The 17,776-nt window shown below is 68.9% G+C and carries 13 protein-coding genes; 4 read left to right on the forward strand and 9 right to left on the reverse strand.

The window, feature by feature from the left end; translation table 11 throughout:
- The first annotated feature begins 73 nt into the window (after positions 1-73).
- On the forward strand, positions 74-691 hold the full coding sequence (locus HHL28_RS01685) for an FMN-binding negative transcriptional regulator (RefSeq protein ID WP_075771204.1): 618 nt from the start codon (positions 74-76) through the stop codon (positions 689-691).
- Positions 692-925: 234 nt separating this feature from the next.
- Here the strand turns inward: HHL28_RS01685 and greA are convergent, their stop codons facing one another.
- Together greA and carB are read right to left on the reverse strand one after the other, a co-directional pair.
- Entirely contained in the window at positions 926-1,399 is a 474-nt protein-coding gene (gene greA, locus HHL28_RS01690) for a transcription elongation factor GreA (protein WP_075771205.1), read from the reverse strand.
- A gap of 126 nt (positions 1,400-1,525) precedes the next feature.
- Entirely contained in the window at positions 1,526-4,789 is a 3,264-nt protein-coding gene (gene carB / locus HHL28_RS01695) for a carbamoyl-phosphate synthase large subunit (protein WP_075771206.1), read from the reverse strand.
- Between the two features lie 352 nt (positions 4,790-5,141).
- Here carB and HHL28_RS01700 point away from each other — a divergent pair, with 352 nt between their 5' ends.
- Complete coding sequence (locus HHL28_RS01700; RefSeq protein WP_083699114.1) at positions 5,142-5,660, forward strand: YsnF/AvaK domain-containing protein; 519 nt, start codon at positions 5,142-5,144, stop codon at positions 5,658-5,660.
- A 31-nt stretch (positions 5,661-5,691) separates the two neighbouring features.
- A complete protein-coding gene (locus HHL28_RS01705; RefSeq protein ID WP_169654573.1) occupies positions 5,692-6,726 on the forward strand; it encodes a YsnF/AvaK domain-containing protein in 1,035 nt (344 codons plus the stop codon).
- A 37-nt stretch (positions 6,727-6,763) separates the two neighbouring features.
- Here the strand turns inward: HHL28_RS01705 and HHL28_RS01710 are convergent, their stop codons facing one another.
- The 6 genes from HHL28_RS01710 to HHL28_RS01735 form a co-directional block, all read right to left on the reverse strand.
- Complete coding sequence (locus HHL28_RS01710; protein WP_169654575.1) at positions 6,764-7,234, reverse strand: hypothetical protein; 471 nt, start codon at positions 7,232-7,234, stop codon at positions 6,764-6,766.
- Between the two features lie 218 nt (positions 7,235-7,452).
- Positions 7,453-11,991 (reverse strand): glutamate synthase large subunit, encoded by a 4,539-nt coding sequence (gene gltB / locus HHL28_RS01715; protein ID WP_075771208.1) that lies wholly within the window; start codon positions 11,989-11,991, stop codon positions 7,453-7,455.
- A gap of 12 nt (positions 11,992-12,003) precedes the next feature.
- Entirely contained in the window at positions 12,004-12,651 is a 648-nt protein-coding gene (locus HHL28_RS01720) for a glutathione S-transferase family protein (protein WP_075771209.1), read from the reverse strand.
- Positions 12,652-12,833: 182 nt separating this feature from the next.
- The gene (locus tag HHL28_RS01725; RefSeq protein WP_075771210.1) at positions 12,834-14,282 is read right to left on the reverse strand and encodes an NAD(P)-dependent oxidoreductase; all 1,449 of its coding nucleotides are present in this window, start codon (positions 14,280-14,282) and stop codon (positions 12,834-12,836) included.
- Between the two features lie 256 nt (positions 14,283-14,538).
- The gene (locus HHL28_RS01730; RefSeq protein WP_075771211.1) at positions 14,539-15,060 is read right to left on the reverse strand and encodes a hypothetical protein; all 522 of its coding nucleotides are present in this window, start codon (positions 15,058-15,060) and stop codon (positions 14,539-14,541) included.
- A gap of 1 nt (position 15,061) precedes the next feature.
- Complete coding sequence (locus HHL28_RS01735; RefSeq protein WP_075771212.1) at positions 15,062-15,580, reverse strand: DUF2059 domain-containing protein; 519 nt, start codon at positions 15,578-15,580, stop codon at positions 15,062-15,064.
- A gap of 177 nt (positions 15,581-15,757) precedes the next feature.
- Between HHL28_RS01735 and HHL28_RS01740 the strand changes: the two genes are divergently transcribed.
- Positions 15,758-16,567, forward strand: a complete 810-nt coding sequence (locus HHL28_RS01740) for an undecaprenyl-diphosphate phosphatase (RefSeq protein WP_075771213.1) — start codon at positions 15,758-15,760, stop codon at positions 16,565-16,567.
- Between the two features lie 78 nt (positions 16,568-16,645).
- On the opposite strand, the gene HHL28_RS01745 is transcribed toward HHL28_RS01740, so the two are convergent.
- Complete coding sequence (locus HHL28_RS01745; RefSeq protein ID WP_075771214.1) at positions 16,646-17,671, reverse strand: complex I NDUFA9 subunit family protein; 1,026 nt, start codon at positions 17,669-17,671, stop codon at positions 16,646-16,648.
- Positions 17,672-17,776: the final 105 nt, after the last annotated feature.

A 17,776-nucleotide genomic window follows, 5' to 3' on the forward strand; every position in this document is an offset into this window, starting at 1 on the left:
GACCGGGTCAAAAACAGTGGGCCCCTGCTTTCGCAGGGGAGGCAGTTTCTCTCGACCTGACGAAGCCAACCCCATGTACACGCCGCCCCACTTCCGCGAAGACGATCCCGCCGCCCTGCGCGCCATCATCCGCGCGGCACGCCTCGCCACGCTGGTGACCATGGGGGAGGGCGGGTTGACCGCCACGCCGCTGCCGCTGCTGGCAGAGGAAGGGCCGGAGGGCCTGCGCCTCATCGGCCACCTAGCCCGCGCCAACCCACAATGGCGGGGTTTCGACCCGGCCATCCCGGCCCTTGCGCTCTTCCAGGGGCCGGAGGCCTATGTCTCGCCAAGCTGGTACGCGACGAAGGCGGAGACCCACAAGGTCGTCCCCACCTGGAACTACGTGGCCGTCCACGCCTATGGGCGGCTGGAGGTGGTGGAGGAGCCGGACGCCCTGCATGCCATCGTCAGCCGCCTGACCGACCACCACGAATCCGGCCGCGCCACCCCCTGGGCCGTCACCGACGCGCCACCCGACTTCATCCGCGCCCAGTTGAAGGGCATCGTCGGCGTGGTGCTGCATGTGGACCGGTTGGAGGGCAAGCGCAAGCTCAGCCAGAACCGGAACGAGGCCGACCGGGCGGGGGTGCGCCAGGGCTTGTCGGCCAGCGCGGACCCAAGGGACAGGGCGGTGGGGGAGATGGTGTGAGGAGGGCACCCTGCAGGGCCCTGGAGGTCACCCCGGCCTTGAGCCGGGGCCCTTGGGAAAGCCGTCGTGCCAGGGTGCGGCAGCGGGCCCCAGGACCTGCACGAGACACGACTTTCGACTTCGAAAAATGGAGCAGAACAAGGGAAAACAGGGCTTTCGGTGCCCTGCACCCGCCGAACCCGAGGGCCCCGGGTCAAGCCCGGGGTGACCTCCTGTGCCTTGCAGGGTTCGCGTTTACTTGAACGCGATCCCGACGATCTCGTAGCTCTTGCTGCCGCCGGGGGTGGTGACCTCGACCGTGTCGCCCACCTGCTTGCCGATCAGGGCGCGGGCCAGGGGGCTGGTGATGCTGACCAGGCCCTGGCGGATGTCGCTCTCATCCTGGCCGACGATCTGGTAGGTCACCTCCTCGTCGGTGTCCTCATCGGCCAGGGTGACGGTGGCGCCGAACTTGATGGCGTTGCCGGACAGCTTGGTGGGGTCGATCACCTCCGCCCGGCTGATCTTGTCCTCCAGCTCCATCACGCGGCCCTCGATGAAGCTCTGGCGCTCCCGGGCGGCGTGGTACTCGGCATTCTCGGACAGGTCGCCATGCTCCCGCGCCTCGGCGATGGCGCGGATCACCGCGGGGCGCTCGACCCCCTTCAGGTGCTTCAATTCTTCCTGGAGCCGGTTGAAACCCCGGGCCGTCATCGGAACTTTTTCCATCGCACCCACTTCTCGCGAACTGGTTGGCCGCTGTGCCGGGAACGCGCCAGAGCCCGTCCCGGCCCTTCCCATGGAACAAAAGGCCCGGGCCGGCGCGGTCTCCCGCACCCCCGGGCCGCCTGACGGTCAGTAGGTCCCGCTCAGGTAGGACTGCAACGGGGCCACCTGCACCTCGCCGGTCCGGAGCGCGGAGATGGCTTCCACAGCCGCCCGCGCCCCCGCAACCGTCGTGTAGTAAGGGATGTTATTGGTGAGCGCCGTGCGGCGCAAGCTGAAGCTGTCCGTCAGGGCCTGGGCCCCTTCGGTGGTGTTGAAGACCAGGTGGACATCCCCGTTGATCATGGCGTCCACGATGTGGGGCTGGCCTTCCACCACCTTGTTGACGGGGGTCACCTCGATGCCCTTGGCCACCAGGAACTGGGCGGTGCCACGGGTGGCGATGACCTTGAAGCCCATCTCCAGCAGGCGCTTCGCCACCGGCACCATGGCCGGCTTGTCCCGCTCCCGCACCGAGATGAACACCGTGCCCTGCCGCGGCAGGTGGACATTGGCGCCCATCTGGCTCTTGGCGAAGGCCATGGCGAAGTCCTTGTCCAGGCCCATCACCTCGCCGGTGCTGCGCATCTCCGGCCCCAGCAGGATGTCCACGCCGGGGAAGCGGTTGAAGGGGAACACCGCCTCCTTCACCGCGGTGTGCGGCGGGAAGGGGCCGTTCAGGGTAAAGGCGGACAGCTTCTCCCCCGCCATGACCCGGGCAGCGATCTTGGCGATGGGGGTGCCGGTGGCCTTGGCGACGAAGGGCACCGTGCGGCTGGCCCGGGGGTTGACCTCCAGGATGTACACGTCGAAGCCGGCCGGGCCGGTCCCGTTCGGGTTCAGCTTCACCGCGAACTGCACGTTCATCAGGCCCACCACGCCCAGCCCCTTGGCCAGCTTCACCGTCTGCGCGGCGAGCTCGTCCACCACCGGCTTCGGCAGGGTGTAGGGGGGCAGGGCGCAGGCGCTGTCGCCGGAATGAATGCCGGCTTCCTCGATGTGTTCCATGATGCCGGCGACGTACACCGTCTCCGCATCGGCCACCGCGTCAACGTCCACCTCGATGGCGTCCTGCAGGTAGCTGTCGATCAGCACCGGGTTCTTGCCGGACACCTTCACCGCGGTGCCCATGTAGCGGCGCAGGCCGGCCACGTCGTTGACGATCTCCATGGCCCGGCCGCCCAGCACATAGGACGGGCGGATGACCACGGGGAAGCCGATCCTGTCGGCCACCGCCTCCGCCTCCTCCAGGGAGCGGGCGAGGCCGTTGGCCGGCTGCCGCAGGCCCAGCTTGTGCAGCAGCTGCTGGAACCGTTCCCGGTCCTCCGCCAGGTCGATGGCGTCGGGGGTGGTGCCCAGGATGGGGATGCCGGCGGCCTGCAGGTCATGGGACAGCTTCAGCGGCGTCTGGCCGCCCAGCTGCACCACGCAGCCCAGCACCGTGCCCTTCTGCTGCTCCTTCCGCACCAGCTCGATCACGTCCTCGGCCGTCAGCGGCTCGAAGTACAGGCGGTCGGCGGTGTCATAGTCGGTGGAGACGGTCTCCGGGTTGCAGTTGACCATGATGGTCTCATAACCGGCCTCGCGCAGGGCGTAGACGGCGTGGACACAGCAATAGTCGAACTCGATGCCCTGGCCGATGCGGTTCGGCCCGCCGCCCAGGATGACCACCTTCTTGCGGTCGCTGGGATCGGTCTCATCCTCCGCCGGCTCCAGCCCGTTCCCCTCATAGGTGGAGTACATGTAGGGGGTGCGGCTGGCGAACTCCGCGGCGCAGGTGTCGATGCGCTTGAACACCGGCGTGATGCCCAGGGCGCGGCGGGCGGCGGCCACCTCGGCCTCCGTCGTGCCGGTCAGGGTGGCCAGGCGCGCGTCGCTGAAGCCCATGGCCTTCAACCGGGCGAACTCCGGCGCGTCCAGGGCGGACAGGCCCTTGGCCCTGACATCGGCTTCCGTCTGCACGATGGCCTGGATCTGGCGCAGGAACCAGGGGTCGTACTTGCAGTACTCGTAGATCTGGTCAACGGTCATGCCGTTGCGGAAGGCCTGGGCGACGATCAGCAGCCGCTCCGGCGTCGGCGTGGACAGCTTGGCCGGCAGGGTGTTCAGGTCCAGCTCCGGCAGGTCGTCGAAGCCGGTCAGGCCCGTCTCCATGCTGCGCAGGGCCTTCTGCATGGATTCGGCGAAGGACCGGCCGATGGCCATGGCCTCACCCACCGACTTCATGCTGGTGGTCAGGGTGGGGTCGGCGCCGGGGAACTTCTCGAAGGCGAAGCGGGGGACCTTGGTCACCACGTAATCGATGGTCGGCTCGAAGCTGGCCGGGGTGGTGCCGGTGATGTCGTTGTCCAGCTCGTCCAGCGTGTAGCCCACCGCCAGCTTGGCGGCGATCTTGGCGATGGGGAAGCCGGTGGCCTTGGACGCCAGGGCCGAGGACCGCGACACGCGCGGGTTCATCTCGATCACCACCATGCGGCCGGTGTCCGGGTTGACGCCGAACTGCACGTTGGACCCGCCGGTGTCCACGCCGATCTCACGCAGCACCGCCAGGCTGGCGTTGCGCATGATCTGGTATTCCTTGTCCGTGAGCGTCAGCGCCGGGGCGACGGTCATGCTGTCGCCGGTGTGCACGCCCATGGCGTCGATGTTCTCGATGGAGCAGACGATGATGCAGTTGTCCTTGCTGTCGCGGACAACCTCCATCTCGTACTCTTTCCAGCCCAGCACCGACTCCTCGATCAGCACCTCACCCACCGGGCTGGCGCGCAGGCCGCCGCGGACGATGTCCTCGAACTCGATGCGGTTGAAGGCGATGCCGCCGCCGGTGCCGGCCAGGGTGAAGCTGGGCCGGATGATGGCCGGCAGGCCGACCACGGCCAGGGCGTCCAGCGCCTCGCCATAGCTCTTCACCACGCGGGACTTGGGGCTTTCCAGCCCGATCTTGTCCATGGCGTCGCGGAACTTCAGCCGGTCCTCGGCCTTCTCGATCACGTCGGCCTTGGCGCCGATCATCTCCACGCCCAGCCGGTCCAGCGTGCCGTCGCGGAACAGGGCCAACGCCGTGTTCAGGGCCGTCTGGCCGCCCATGGTGGGCAGCAGGGCGTCAGGGCGCTCCTTCTCCAGGATCTTCGCCACCACGGCCGGGGTGATCGGCTCGATATAGGTGGCGTCGGCCAGGCCCGGGTCGGTCATGATCGTCGCCGGGTTGCTGTTCACCAGCACGACCCGGTAACCCTCCTCCCGCAGGGCCTTGCAGGCCTGCACGCCGGAGTAATCGAACTCGCAGGCCTGTCCGATGACGATCGGCCCCGCGCCGATGATGCAGATGCTCTTGATGTCGGTGCGCTTGGGCATGGATTCAGGCCGTGGATCAGGGGATGGGGGTCGCTCTGGTCGCACGAAAACGCCCCCGGACCCACAAGGGGTGCGGGGAACGCCCGGCTGAGGCGCCTATATAGAGGGTCGATGGACCCTCGGGAAGCGCGCATCCCGCCGCGCTGGGATGCGCGGGGCGGGACGGTCTTTGTGCGCCCCCAGGCGCCGGGCACGGTCTCCGGCCGCATGCCCACCTCGGGTGCAGGACGTCCCCCGCCCCGCCCGGCCCCAAGAATGTCACAACCTCGCCGCCGAACGGTCCCGCGGACCCCCTGTTGGGGCATGCGTGTTGCAAGGCCCCTGTCGGCCTGCCGCAGACGGAGCCGAATCCATGGCCGAACGCCCGGACGCGTCGCTGTTCCCCAAGGCCCAGCACCATGCCACGACCACCCGCGAGGGTGGGGCCGTGCGTGGGGTGCCGGATGACGTCACCGAGGCCAGCGTCGAGCGCCTGTCCGCCGCCGGGGAGGAACTGCGCGTTCCCCTGGTGGAGGAGGAGGTGAGGGTCACCACCCGCAGGGTGGAGACTGGCCGAATCCGTGTCTCCAAGACCGTGATCGAGCGGGAGGAGATGGTGGAGGCCGCCCTTCGCCACGAGGGGGTGGAAGTGACCCGCGTGCCCATCAACCGGCCCGTGGACGTCGTCCCGCCCGTGCGGGAGGAGGACGGCGTCATGGTCCTTCCCGTCGTGGAGGAGGAGTTGGTGGTCAGCAGGCGCCTCGTCCTGCGGGAGGAGGTGCATGTGCGCCGCACCGCCGGCGTGGAGACGGTGCGCGAGCCCGTCACCGTGCGGCAGGAGGAAGCCACGGTGGAGCGGCTCCCGCCCCGCGGCACGACAGACCCGGCCTGACGAAACCCAGAACAAACCGAGGAACGGACCCATGACCGACAAGACCATCCTTGCCCTGTATGACGACTTCGCCAACGCCCGCCGGGCCCTGGAGCGGCTGCATGCGGAGAACGTGTCGCAGCAAGAGATCAGCGTGATCGCCGCCGACCGGGACGAGGCGGTGTCGAAGCAACTGGTCACCGCCGGCGCGTCCTCCGGCGGCAGCGGCATCCTCGGCGGGCTGCTGGGCGGCGCCAAGCCGCGGCCGGTCGGGGGGCTGGGCTCGGTCATGGCCTCCGGCCCCATCGCCGCCGGGGCGCACGGGCCGGGTGGCATCGTCCAGTCGCTGGTGAAGGCCGGTGTGCCCAACGACGATGCCCACGCCTATGCCGAGGGTATCCGCCGCGGCGGCAGCCTGGTCAGCGTCCACGCCCATGATGCCGACGCCGCGCGCATCATCTCCATCCTCCAGGCCGAGGGCCCGGTGGACATCGACCACCGCCGCAGCACCTACATGTCCAGCGGCTGGTCGCGCTTCGATGAGAATGCCGGCCCCTATACCGGCCCGGTGGGCGAGGCCCGGGTGGGCAGCGGCCTGACCGGCGCCGCCGGCGCCCTGCGCGACACGGACCGCACCACCACGACCGGCAGCACCACCTCCCGCACCACCGCCACGGGCGAGGAGCACATCCCCGTCGTGGAGGAAAGCCTGGCGGTGGGCAAGCGCGCCGTGGAGCGCGGCCAGGTCCGCATCCACTCCCGCGTGGTCGAGACGCCGGTGGAAGAGACCGTCAACCTGCGGGACGAGAGCGTGCATGTGGAGCGCCGCACGGTCAGCGACGCCTCCGGCGTGGTCCCGGAGGACGCCTTCCGCGAGCGCACCGTGGAGTTCACGGAGACGGACGAGGAAGCCGTCGTCAGCAAGCAGGCCCGCCTGACCGGCGAGGTCGTCGTCTCCAAGGACGTGGAGACCCGTGAGGAGGTGGTGCGCGACACCGTCCGCAAGACCGAGGTGGAGGTGGAGGGCGACCCGGCCACCCGTGCCAAGTCCACCACGACCAGCACCAGCACCACGAAGAAGGCCTGACCCGGGGCCCGCCCGGCGGTCACCGCCGCCGGGCGGCTCAGGGCGGCACGAACCAGCCGCGCAGGGACTCCAGCGTCGCCGTCAGCACGGTGCAACGGCTGGTGTCATGGTCGCGGAAGAAATAGACAGTGTCCCCGCGCCGCAGCCGGCCGGGGTCAACCAGGTTCGTCGCCATGTACCCGAAGGCCACGCCCAACGGCCGTTCCCCCGGCCCGAAGGCGCGGTAGCGGAAGGCGATGCGCTGGTTGAAGCGGCCCCGGCGGCACTGCGCCGTCAGGGCCGCGTCCGCCGCCAGCACCTGCGCCGCCGGGCGATCGAAGGCATAGACGATCCGTTGCAGCACCTGGTACGGCGCCCTTGGCGCCGCCCGGGCCGGGTCCCCGTCCGAATTGTAGGGCAAGGTCCCGAAATGCGCCGGGTCCGTCCGCGCCGGCGGGGGCCGGTCGTCGGCGGAGGCCGGGAGGGCGATGACGGCCGCGGCCAGGGTCAAGGCTATGATGTGGCGCATCATCCCTCAACGGTAGCACCGTTCCCTCTCCCTGGGGAGAGGGTGGCCGCGCAGCGGCCGGGTGAGGGAGGTGGGAACAGCGAAACGTGCCCCCTCTCCCCACCGGGGAGAGGGTCGGGGTGAGGGGGAAGTCGCAGAAAGACGATTGGTCCCTACGCCCACCTCCCTCACCCGCCTCGCTCCGCTCGGCACCCTCTCCCCAGGGAGAGGGAACCACGTCACTCCGCCGCCACGGCGACGGTGACCGGCACCTTCAGGCGGGATAGCATCTCCTTCGGCACCACCTGCCAGAAGCGGCCGCGGACCAGGTCCCAGTCGTTCAACAGCTGGGCGGCCCAGCGGCTCTGGGTCTCCACCACATGCTGCTGGATCAGGCCCAGCAGCTGCTCCTCGTAGAAGGGCACCTCGATGCGCTGCCAGATGACGCTTTCCGGGTTGACGTAGAGCGGGAAGGTCCCGTCCGCGTCATAGACGAAGGCCATGCCCCCGGTCATGCCGGCACCGAAATTGTCGCCCACCTTGCCCAGGATCACGGCGGTGCCGCCGGTCATGTACTCGCACCCGTTGGAGCCGCAGCCCTCCACCACCACGGTGGCGCCGCTGTTGCGCACCGCGAACCGCTCCCCCGCCTGTCCGGCGGCGAACAGCTTGCCCGCCGTGGCGCCGTACAGGACGGTGTTGCCGATGATGGTGTTCTCGTTGGTCTTCAGCGGACTGGCGGTCATGGGGCGGACGACGATGGTGCCGCCGGACAGGCCCTTGCCCACATAGTCGTTGGCGTCGCCGAACACCTCCAGCTTCAGCCCCTGCACCGCGAAGGCGCCCAGCGACTGGCCGGCGGAGCCGCGCAGCCGCACGGTCACGTGGCCCGGCTGCAGGCCGGTCATCCCGAACTTCCGCGTGATCATCGCCGACATGCGGGTGCCGATGGCGCGGTAGGTGTTCTGGATGTTGTAGGCGAGCTGCATCTTCTCGCCCTCCTCGAACAGGGACTTGGCGTCCCGGATCATCTGGGCGTCCAGCGTGTCCGGCACCTCGTTCCGGCCGACCTGGGTGCAGAAGCGGGCATACTCGCCCGGGTCGGCCTGGGCCAGCAGGGGGTTGAGGTCGAGGTCGTCCAGGTGCGCCGCCCCGCGGCTGACCTGGTGCAGCAGGTCGCTGCGGCCGATCACCTCCGTCAGGTTGCGGAAGCCGAGGGACGCCAGGATCTCGCGCACCTCCTCCGCGATGAAGCTGAACAGGTTGACGACCTTCTCCGGCGTGCCGGTGAACTTCTTGCGCAGCGCCTCATCCTGCACGCACACGCCCACGGGGCAGGTGTTGCTGTGGCACTGGCGGACCATGATGCAGCCCATGGCCACCAGGGCGGCCGTGCCGATGCCGAACTCCTCCGCCCCCAGCATGGCGGCCATCACGATGTCCCGGCCGGTCTTCAGCCCGCCGTCGGTGCGCAGCACCACCCGGTGGCGCAGCCGGTTCAGGGTCAGCACCTGCTGCACCTCCGACAGGCCCATCTCCCACGGAATGCCGGCATACTTGATGCTGGTCTGGGGGCTGGCGCCGGTGCCGCCATTGTGGCCGGACACCAGGATCACGTCCGCGCCCGCCTTGGCCACGCCGGCCGCGATGGTGCCGATGCCGCTGCGGGCCACCAGCTTCACGCAGACCTTTGCCTCGGGGTTGATCTGCTTCAGGTCGTAGATGAGCTGGGCCAGGTCCTCGATGGAATAGATGTCATGGTGCGGCGGCGGGCTGATCAGCATCACGCCCGGGGTGGCGTGGCGCAGCTTGGCGATCAGCTCGGTCACCTTGAAGCCGGGCAACTGCCCGCCCTCGCCGGGCTTGGCGCCCTGGGCCACCTTGATCTCGATCTCGCGGCACTGGTTCAGATACTCCGCCGTCACGCCGAAGCGGCCGGAGGCCACCTGCTTGATGGCGCTGTTCCAGTTGTCGCCGTTGCGGTCCGGCTTGAAGCGCTCGGGCACCTCGCCGCCCTCGCCGCTGTCGGACTTGGCGCCGATGCGGTTCATGGCGACGTTCAGGGTGCCGTGCGCCTCCGGCGACAGGGCGCCCAGGGACATGCCGGGGGTGACGAAGCGCTTGCGGATGCTGGTGATGCTCTCCACCTCATCCAGGGCCACGCTGCCCTTCTTCGCCGGGCGGAAGTCCAGCAGGTCGCGCAGGGCCATGGGCGGGCGCTTGTGCAGCGCTTCGGAGTACTTCTTGTAGCCGGAGTAGCTGTCGCTCCCCACCGCCGACTGCAGCATGTGGATCAGCCCGCCCTCCCAGGCGTGGCGGTCGCCGCCCTTGCGGAAGCGGTAGAAGCCACCCACCGGCAGGGCCACCAGCTCCTCGTCGAAGGCCAGCCGGTGCTGCTCCACCACCTCCTCCTGGATGCCGTTCAACCCTAAGCCGGAGATGCGGGACGGCATGCCGGGGAAGAACTCCGCCACCAGGGACCGGGACAGGCCGATGGACTCGAAGTTCAGGCCGCCGCGGTAGCTGCTGATGATGCTGATGCCCATCTTGGACATGACCTTCAGCAGGCCGTCATTGACCGCCTTCTTGTAGCGCTTCAGGCAATCCTCAAGGCTCATCTGCCCGAACAGGCCGCGGCGGTGGCGGTCGGCGATGGCTTCCTGGGCGATATAGGCGTTGACCGTGGTGGCGCCCACGCCGATCAGCACCGTGAAGTAATGCACGTCCAGGCATTCTCCCGACCGCACGTTCAGGGAAGTGAAAGTGCGGAGCTGCTGGCGGATCAGGTGGGTGTGCACGGCCCCGGTGGCCAGGATCATGGGCATGGGCGCGCGGCCCGGGCCCACCTTCTCGTCCGTCAGGATCACGTGGGTGGCGCCGCCGCGGACGGCGTCCTCCGCCTCCTGCCGGATGCGGCGCAGGGCGTCGCGCAGGCTGTTCTCTCCGCCGTCGGCCGGGAAGGTGCAGTCGATCTCCGCCGCCGTCTCCCCCATGTAGCCGCGCATGGCCCGGAACTCGGCCGTGGTCAGCACGGGGCTGTCCAGTTGCAGCAGCCGGGTCTGGCTGGAATCCTCGTCCAGGATGTTGCCGAGGTTGCCGAGGCGCGTCTTCAGGCTCATCACCCGCGTCTCACGAAGCGAGTCGATGGGCGGGTTGGTGACCTGGGCGAAGTTCTGGCGGAAATAGTGGTGCAGGCCGCGGTACTTGTCCGACAGCACCGCGATGGGGCTGTCGTCGCCCATGCTGCCCACGGCCTCCTTGGCGTCCTCCACCATGGGCTGGAGGATCAGCTCCAGGTCCTCCATGGTGATGCCATAGGTGGTCTGGCGGCGACGCAGCTCGTCCTTGCCCAGCTCCGCCGGCTCCACCGGGGCCTGCTTCACCAGATCGTCCAGCACGGTGATGTTGCGCACCCAGGACCCATAGGGCCGCTGGGCGGCCAGCAAATCCTTCACCTCCCGGTCGTGGTACAGCTTGCCGGTGGTCAGGTCGACGGCGATCATCTCCCCCGGGCCCAGGCGGCCCTTCTCGATGACGGAGGATTCGTCCACCTTGACCATGCCGGTCTCGGAGCCCGCGATCAGCAGCCCGTCGCCGGTGACCACATAGCGCATGGGGCGCAGGCCGTTGCGGTCCATGCCGCCCATGACCCAACGGCCGTCATACAGGGCCAGGGCCGCCGGCCCGTCCCACGGCTCCATCACCGCGTTGGCATAGGCGTACAGGTCCCGGTGGGACTGGGGCATCAGCTCCTTGTTGGAATAGGCCTCCGGCACCAGCATGGTCTTGGCCATGGGGGCGCTGCGGCCGGCCTTCACCAGCAGCTCGAACACGGCGTCCAGGGCGGCGCTGTCGGATCCGCCCACGGGGATGACCGGCTTCAGATCCTCCACCCAGGACCCGAAGGCCTCATGGTCCATCCGGGTCTCGTGCGCCTTCATCCAGTTCAGGTTGCCGCGCAGCGTGTTGATTTCCCCGTTGTGGGCCAGGCAGCGGAAGGGCTGGGCCAGGTGCCAGGTGGGGAAGGTGTTGGTGCTGTAGCGCTGGTGGTAGATGGCGAAGTTGCTGACGAACCGCTCATCCAGCAAATCCGGGTAGAAGCTGGTCAGCTGCTCCGCCAGGAACATGCCCTTGTAGATGATGGAGCGGGCGGACAGGGTGCAGATGTAGAACGCGCCGATCTGCTCCGCCGCCACGGCCTTCTCGATGCGGCGGCGGATGATGTACAGGTCGCGCTCGAACTGGTCCTCGGCCACGTCCTTGCCGTGGCCGACCAGCACCTGCTCGATCTCCGGCCGGGTGGCGTTGGCCTTCTCCCCGATGATGGAGATGTCGACGGGTACCTGGCGCCAGCCATAGATGCTGTAGCCCCAGTTCAGGATCTCCGTCTCCACAATGGCGCGGCAGCGCTCCTGCGCGCCAAGGTCGGTGCGCGGCAGGAAGACCTGGCCCACGGCGATCAGGCCCTTGGGCTCCGGATGGCCGGTGCGGGCCACGTATTCCTTGAAGAAGTCCTGGGGCACCTGGACATGGATGCCGGCGCCGTCGCCGGTCTTGCCGTCCGCGTCCACGGCGCCGCGGTGCCACAGGGCGGACAGGGCCTCCACCGCCTTGGTCACCACCGACCGGCGGGGCTTGCCGTCCAGGCTGGCGATGAAGCCCACGCCGCAGGCGTCATGCTCCATGGTGTCCACATGGGCGGTGGTGTCCAGCAGGGCCTTGTTGGCGGCATAGTCGCGCGCGAACAACTCACCGGCGTTCAGGATGGCGTCGGTCATGGCAAGGCCCTTTCAAGCGAGCGTGGCGGGGTCGTACGGCACGTCCGTGCCGACCCGGTCGGTGATCAGGATGTGGTTGGGCTGCTGGGCGAAGCGGTCGATCCAGCGGCAGACGGCGGGGTAACCGCCCAGGTCGAACCCGCCCTCGTCCGCCACATGGGTGTAGGCGTACAGGGCGATGTCGGCGATGGTGCAGTGCTGCCCAACCAGCCAGTCACGGTGGCGCAGATGGTCGTCCATCAGCTTCAGCGCGGCGTGGCCCGCCTCCCGCTTCAGCACCAGGGCGTGCACCCGCTCCGGCGTCATGGGCACCTTGTGGGTGATCCAGAACCGGGCGGTGGCGATGTTGGGCTCGTGGTTGTACTGCTCCCAGAACAGCCATTGCAGCACCGCCGCCTTGTCCCGCCGGTTGTCCGGCCAGAAGCTCGTGCCCTCCGCGATCCAGCGCAGGATGGCGTTGCTCTCCGCCAGGTAATCGCCTGGACATAAGCGCAGCAGGGGGATGCGGCCGTTGGGATTGATGGCCAGGAAGGCCGGCGTCCGGCTCTCCGCCTTGTCGATGTCCACCTCCACCCGCTCGAACGGCATGTCGAGCTGGGTCAGCAGCCAGCGGCACTTGTACCCGTTGCCGGAGGTGATGTTGTCGTAGAGGCGGAGCATGGGTCGTCCGTGGCTAATCCTGTTCCCTCTCCCTGGGGAGAGGGTGGCGCGTCAGCGCCGAGTGAGGGAGGTGGGCGTAAGGACCAACGGGAACCCGGGCGTTTCGCGGAACCCGTCTCCCTCACCCGTCCCGGCCTCGCGGCCGGTCCACCCTCTCCCCAGGGGAGAGGGGGAGGGGTGGCCTACTCCGCCGCCACGGCCACCGGGGCGGTGACCTGGGCCTGGATGTAGCGGTGGATGCCCTCGGCGGCGTCGCGGCCGTCCTTGATGGCCCAGACCACCAGCGAGGCGCCCCGCACGATGTCGCCGGCGGCGAAGACGCCGTCCAGGTTGGTCATCATGGTCCCGTACTTCACCTGCACGGTGCCCCAGCGGCTGACCTTCAGGTCCGGCACGCCGAACAGGGTGGGGACGGGGTCCGGGTCGAAGCCCAGGGCCTTCACCACCAGGTCCGCCTCCAGCATGAACTCGCTGCCCTCGATGGGGCTGGGGGTCTGGCGGCCGGTGGCGTCGGCCACGCCCATGTGCATCTTCACCGCCCGCACGTGGGTGACGCGGGCATCGCCCAGGAAGGCCTCCGGAGCGGCCTGCCAGACGAACTCCACGCCCTCCTCCTCGGCATGGGCCACCTCGCGCTGGCTGCCGGGCATGTTCTTGCGGTCGCGGCGGTACAGGCACTTGACCGACTTGGCGCCCTGGCGGATGGCGGTGCGGACGCAGTCCATGGCCGTGTCGCCGCCGCCGATGACGACGACGCTCTTGCCCTTGGCGTTCAGCTTGCCGGTCTCATAGTCCAGCACCGTGTCGCCCAGCCCGTGGCGGTTGCTGGCGGTCAAATAGTCCAGCGCCGGCACGATGCCCTCCAGGCCCGAGCCGGGGCCGCCCAGGTCGCGCGCCTTGTAGACGCCGCAGGCGATCAGCACCGCGTCGTGCTGGGCCCGCAGCACCCGCATGTCGGTGTTCCGGCCCAGCTCCACGCCCAAATGGAACTTGACCCCCGCCTCCTCCAGCAGCTTCCAGCGGCGGAGCACCACCTCCTTCTCCAGCTTGAAGCCGGGGATGCCATAGACCATCAGGCCGCCGACGCGGTCGTACCGGTCATAGACATGCACCTGGTAGCCCTTCTTGCGCAGCTGGTCCGCCGCGGCCAGGCCGGCCGGGCCGGCGCCGATGATGGCCACGCTCTGGGGGCGCTCATGCAGCGGCGTCACCGGCTTGACCCAGCCCCGCTCCCACGCCGTGTCGGTGATGTACTTCTCCACCGCGCCGATGGTCACCGTGCCGTGGGTGGACTGCTCGATGGTGCAGTTGCCCTCGCACAGCCGGTCCTGCGGGCAGATGCGGCCGCAGATCTCCGGGAAGTTGTTGGTGGCCTGGGAGATCTCATAGGCCTCCTCCAGCCGCCCCTCCGCCGTCAGCTTCAGCCAGTCCGGGATGTTGTTGGAGACGGGGCAGTGCACCTGGCAGAAGGGCACGCCGCATTGGGAACAGCGGCCCGCCTGCTCCGCGGCGCTGGCATCGCTGAAGCGGGCATAGATCTCATCGAAGTCCTGTTTGCGCAGGGCGGCCGGCCGCTTGTCCGGCATCTTCTGCCCCGTGTGCACGAAGCCGAGCATCTTTCCCTGCGCCATGGTCCGCGTCCCTCTGGTCCCACCGATCCCGCGGCGCAGCATGGGCCGGCCGCTGAAAAGCCCGCCGCGAGTAGGGAAATTCCCTTATCCCGGCGGGCTCTTCGGTGGTCATCCTGGGCAAAAAACCAGGGCCTGTCAGCACATTTTTCACTTTAGGTCAGCACAACTGACCTATGTCATGGGCGCGGGTCGATTTGCGCTCGCTCAAGCCCGCCGCATTTCCGGGCAACAAAGATCCATTAGGTCCGAAATGGGACTAATCATCCGTGTCTCGGATCGGGAAGCGGAATTCCTTCGGTGTTTTCAAGCCTTTGGCAGCCGCCTCCTCGAGCAGCCTCGCCGTCAGTTCCGGGTCGGGCCGGAACAGGGCGCTTTCCCGCAGCTCCGGTTCCAGCACCATGGCCCGCCGCACCGCGGCGGCGGCCTTGCCCGCCGGGGTCTCGGAAAAGGCCGCGGCCTCCGCCAGGGCGGGGGTGGGGACGTACCTGGCCAGGGTCTCGGCCAGGGCCTCCCGCACCGCGGGGCGGGCGATGTCCTGCAGGCTGGCGGAGGCGGCGTCCAGCTTGGCCTTCACGGCCGGGTCCAGGTCGGCGGGGATGCGCTTGCCCTGGGCCGCGGCGATGCCCTCCGCCGTGAATTGCAGGTCCAGGTTCAGCAGATTGTTGGCCGCCAGATAGCGCGCCGCCACGGCCATGGCTTCCGGCGAGGGCTTGGTTTCCGCCAGGGCGGGGGTGGCGAGGAAGCTGAGGGCCAGCAGGCCGGGGATCAGGGAACGCATCTCACTCCTCCTCCTCGACGATCTTGGCCTCGCGCAGCAGCTTGCCCAGCTCCCGCCCGCGACTGGCGAGGGAAAACATGTCGCCCAGGCCCAGCCGGTCCCGCAGGGCCTCATTGAAGTCCTTCCCGAACTTGGGCGTGTCGGTGTTGGTGGTCAGCGCCTTGCCGGCCTCGCTCCGCCGGAAGTCCAGCAACTGCCGCAGCTCCTCCGCCGACAGGGACTCGGCCAGGAAGGTGGCCTGGCGTTCCAGCAAGGCTGCCTGCCGTTCCTTCAGGGCGGGCAGGGCCACCGTGTCGAACAGGGCCTCCACCTCCGCCCGGCGGCCCTTGTTCTGCTTCTCCCAGGCCTTGACGAAGGCTTTGCGCTGGGCCTCCACCTCCCGGTCGAAGCGGGTGGTGCCGCCCTCGGCCACGATGCTTCGGGCGATCTCCATCTCCCCCGGATCGAAGCTGCCGGCCCCGGCGGGCCCGGCCATGAGCAGGGCCAGGAAGGGCAGGGGAAGCAAGGCGCGTGCTGTCATGGCGCATCCATAATGGGGGCCGGGGGCGGCCGGCCTGGTTGTCGAAGGCCCCCACTCATGCACGCGTGCCGCGGGTAAGGCTGTGACCGCCGTCGCACCCCCACCGGCCGCCTGTCGCCCGACGGGGCTTGCTGCTATAAGCGGCGCGCCCGATACCACTGCCAGGGACTGCGGACCTTGACCGACCTCGCCACCTACCTCGACGCCGTCATCCTCGGCATCGTCGAGGGCCTGCTGGAATTCCTGCCCGTCTCCTCCACCGGGCACCTGCTGCTGGCGGGCAAGCTGATCGGGTTCGAGGGGCCGCCGGGCATGGTGTTCGAGGTGGTGATCCAGCTCGGTGCCATCCTGGCGGTGCTGGTCACCTATTTCGGCCGACTCTGGAAGGTGCTGGTCGGGCTGCCGACGGATCCCTATGCCCGCCGATTCGCCGGCGTCATCCTGCTGGCCTTCCTCCCGTCGGCCCTGATCGGGGCCAAGCTGCACGGCTTCATCAAGGGGGTGCTGTTCGACCCGGTGGTGGTGTGCGTCGCCCTGATCGTGGGCGGCATCGTCATCCTGCTGGTGGAGAAGCGCCTGCCGCCCACCAAGGTCTGCGCGGTGGAGCAGTTCAGCTTCCCCCTGGCCCTGAAGATCGGCTTCTTCCAGTGCTTGGCCATGATCCCGGGCGTTTCCCGCTCCGGCGCCACCATCATCGGCTCCCTGCTGATGGGGGTGGAGCGCAAGACGGCGGCGGAGTTCAGCTTCTTCCTGGCCATCCCCACCATGCTGGGGGCCGCCACCTACGACATCTACAAGAACCGCGACGTGCTGACCGTGGACAGCACCGGCCTGATCGCCGTGGGCTTCGTGGTGGCCTTCATCGCCGCCCTGGCCTCGGTCCGGCTGCTGCTTGGCATCGTCAGCCGCTACGGCTTCGCCCCCTTCGCCTGGTACCGCATCGCCGCGGGCAGCCTGTTCCTGGCGGGGCTGTATTTGTGGGGGTAGGCCCAACCCCCAGCCGCCGAAACAAAAAGGGCCGGTCAACCGACCGGCCCTTCTGCATTCACTGGATCGCTTGCAACCTCACACCGCCCCGCCACGGCCGGTCGCGTCCGGCTTGGTGGCGAAGGGCGCGCTGGGGCGGGCGACCTGCGGGCTGGACTGGGCATAGCGGCCGCCGATGCGGAACTTGTCCAGGTAGGTGGGCAGGATCACCTCCGCCGCCGTGGGGTCGATTCCAAGGTCCGGCAGGCCGGGATAGCGGCCGGACACGACGTTGTCCGTCTTCAGCAGCTCCACCTGGTCGGGGGTCAGCAGCTTGCCCGGCAGGTATTGCAGGATGGCGCCCTGGAGCTTGGCCAGGCCGAAGGGGATGTTCAGCATCCACTTCTTGGGCTTGCCGATCTCCCGCACCGTCAGCTGCAACAGCTCCTTGAAGCTGTAGGTGAAGGGACCGCCCAGCTCATAGGTCTTTCCCTTGCTCTCCGTCGTGGACAGGGCGGCCATCACCGCGTCGGCCACGTCACCCACATAGACCGGCTGGAACCGGGTATGCCCGCCGCCGATCAGGGGCAGGAAGGGCAGGACCCGTGCCATGTGGGCGAAACGGTTGAAGAAGTTGTCCGACGGCCCGAACACGATGGAGGGGCGGAAGATCGTCGCCTCCGGGAAGGCGGCCAGCACGGCTTGCTCCCCCGCCGCCTTGCTCCGGGCATAGGCGCTGGCGGAATTGGCGTCGGCCCCCAGGGCGGACATGTGCACATAGCGCTCCACGCCCGCGGCCTTGGCGGCGCGGGCGATGCGGGCGGCGGCCTCCGCCTGCACGGCGTCAAAGGTGTTCTTCTTGCCGGACGGGGCCAGGATGCCGATCAGGTTGATGACCAAATCGGCCCCCTCCACCGCGGCGGCCACGACCTGGTCGTCATGGATGTTGGTGGCCAGCGGCACGATCTGGCCGGGCACGCCCAGGGTGCGCAGGTGGAAGCCGTCGGCCGGGTGGCGGGAGGGCACGCGGATGACGCAGCCGGTCTTGGCCAGGCGCTGGATGATGTGCCGCCCCAGGAACCCCGACCCGCCGAAAACCACCGCGCCCCGATACCGGTAGACCATCGTCTTCCTTGCCCCCTTCGCCACCCCGACGCCGCCCCTACGGCCGGCAAACCCCAGATACGCCGGCACAACAGCCGGCAGGCCGCACCGGCCCATGGGCGGCGG

It is taken from the genome of Aerophototrophica crusticola (assembly GCF_012913305.1).
GTDB classification, from domain to species: domain Bacteria; phylum Pseudomonadota; class Alphaproteobacteria; order Azospirillales; family Azospirillaceae; genus Niveispirillum; species Niveispirillum crusticola.

Coding starts and splice junctions, on each gene's coding strand:
- HHL28_RS01725 (WP_075771210.1), bottom strand. CDS start 14,282: ATGGCGCAGGGAAAGATGCTCGGCTTCGTGCACACGGGGCAGAAGATG.
- HHL28_RS01705 (WP_169654573.1), top strand. CDS start 5,692: ATGACCGACAAGACCATCCTTGCCCTGTATGACGACTTCGCCAACGCC.
- HHL28_RS01730 (WP_075771211.1), bottom strand. CDS start 15,060: ATGCGTTCCCTGATCCCCGGCCTGCTGGCCCTCAGCTTCCTCGCCACC.
- HHL28_RS01700 (WP_083699114.1), top strand. CDS start 5,142: ATGGCCGAACGCCCGGACGCGTCGCTGTTCCCCAAGGCCCAGCACCAT.
- HHL28_RS01685 (WP_075771204.1), top strand. CDS start 74: ATGTACACGCCGCCCCACTTCCGCGAAGACGATCCCGCCGCCCTGCGC.
- HHL28_RS01710 (WP_169654575.1), bottom strand. CDS start 7,234: ATGCGCCACATCATAGCCTTGACCCTGGCCGCGGCCGTCATCGCCCTC.
- HHL28_RS01720 (WP_075771209.1), bottom strand. CDS start 12,651: ATGCTCCGCCTCTACGACAACATCACCTCCGGCAACGGGTACAAGTGC.
- carB (WP_075771206.1), bottom strand. CDS start 4,789: ATGCCCAAGCGCACCGACATCAAGAGCATCTGCATCATCGGCGCGGGG.
- HHL28_RS01735 (WP_075771212.1), bottom strand. CDS start 15,580: ATGACAGCACGCGCCTTGCTTCCCCTGCCCTTCCTGGCCCTGCTCATG.
- gltB (WP_075771208.1), bottom strand. CDS start 11,991: ATGACCGACGCCATCCTGAACGCCGGTGAGTTGTTCGCGCGCGACTAT.
- greA (WP_075771205.1), bottom strand. CDS start 1,399: ATGGAAAAAGTTCCGATGACGGCCCGGGGTTTCAACCGGCTCCAGGAA.
- HHL28_RS01745 (WP_075771214.1), bottom strand. CDS start 17,671: ATGGTCTACCGGTATCGGGGCGCGGTGGTTTTCGGCGGGTCGGGGTTC.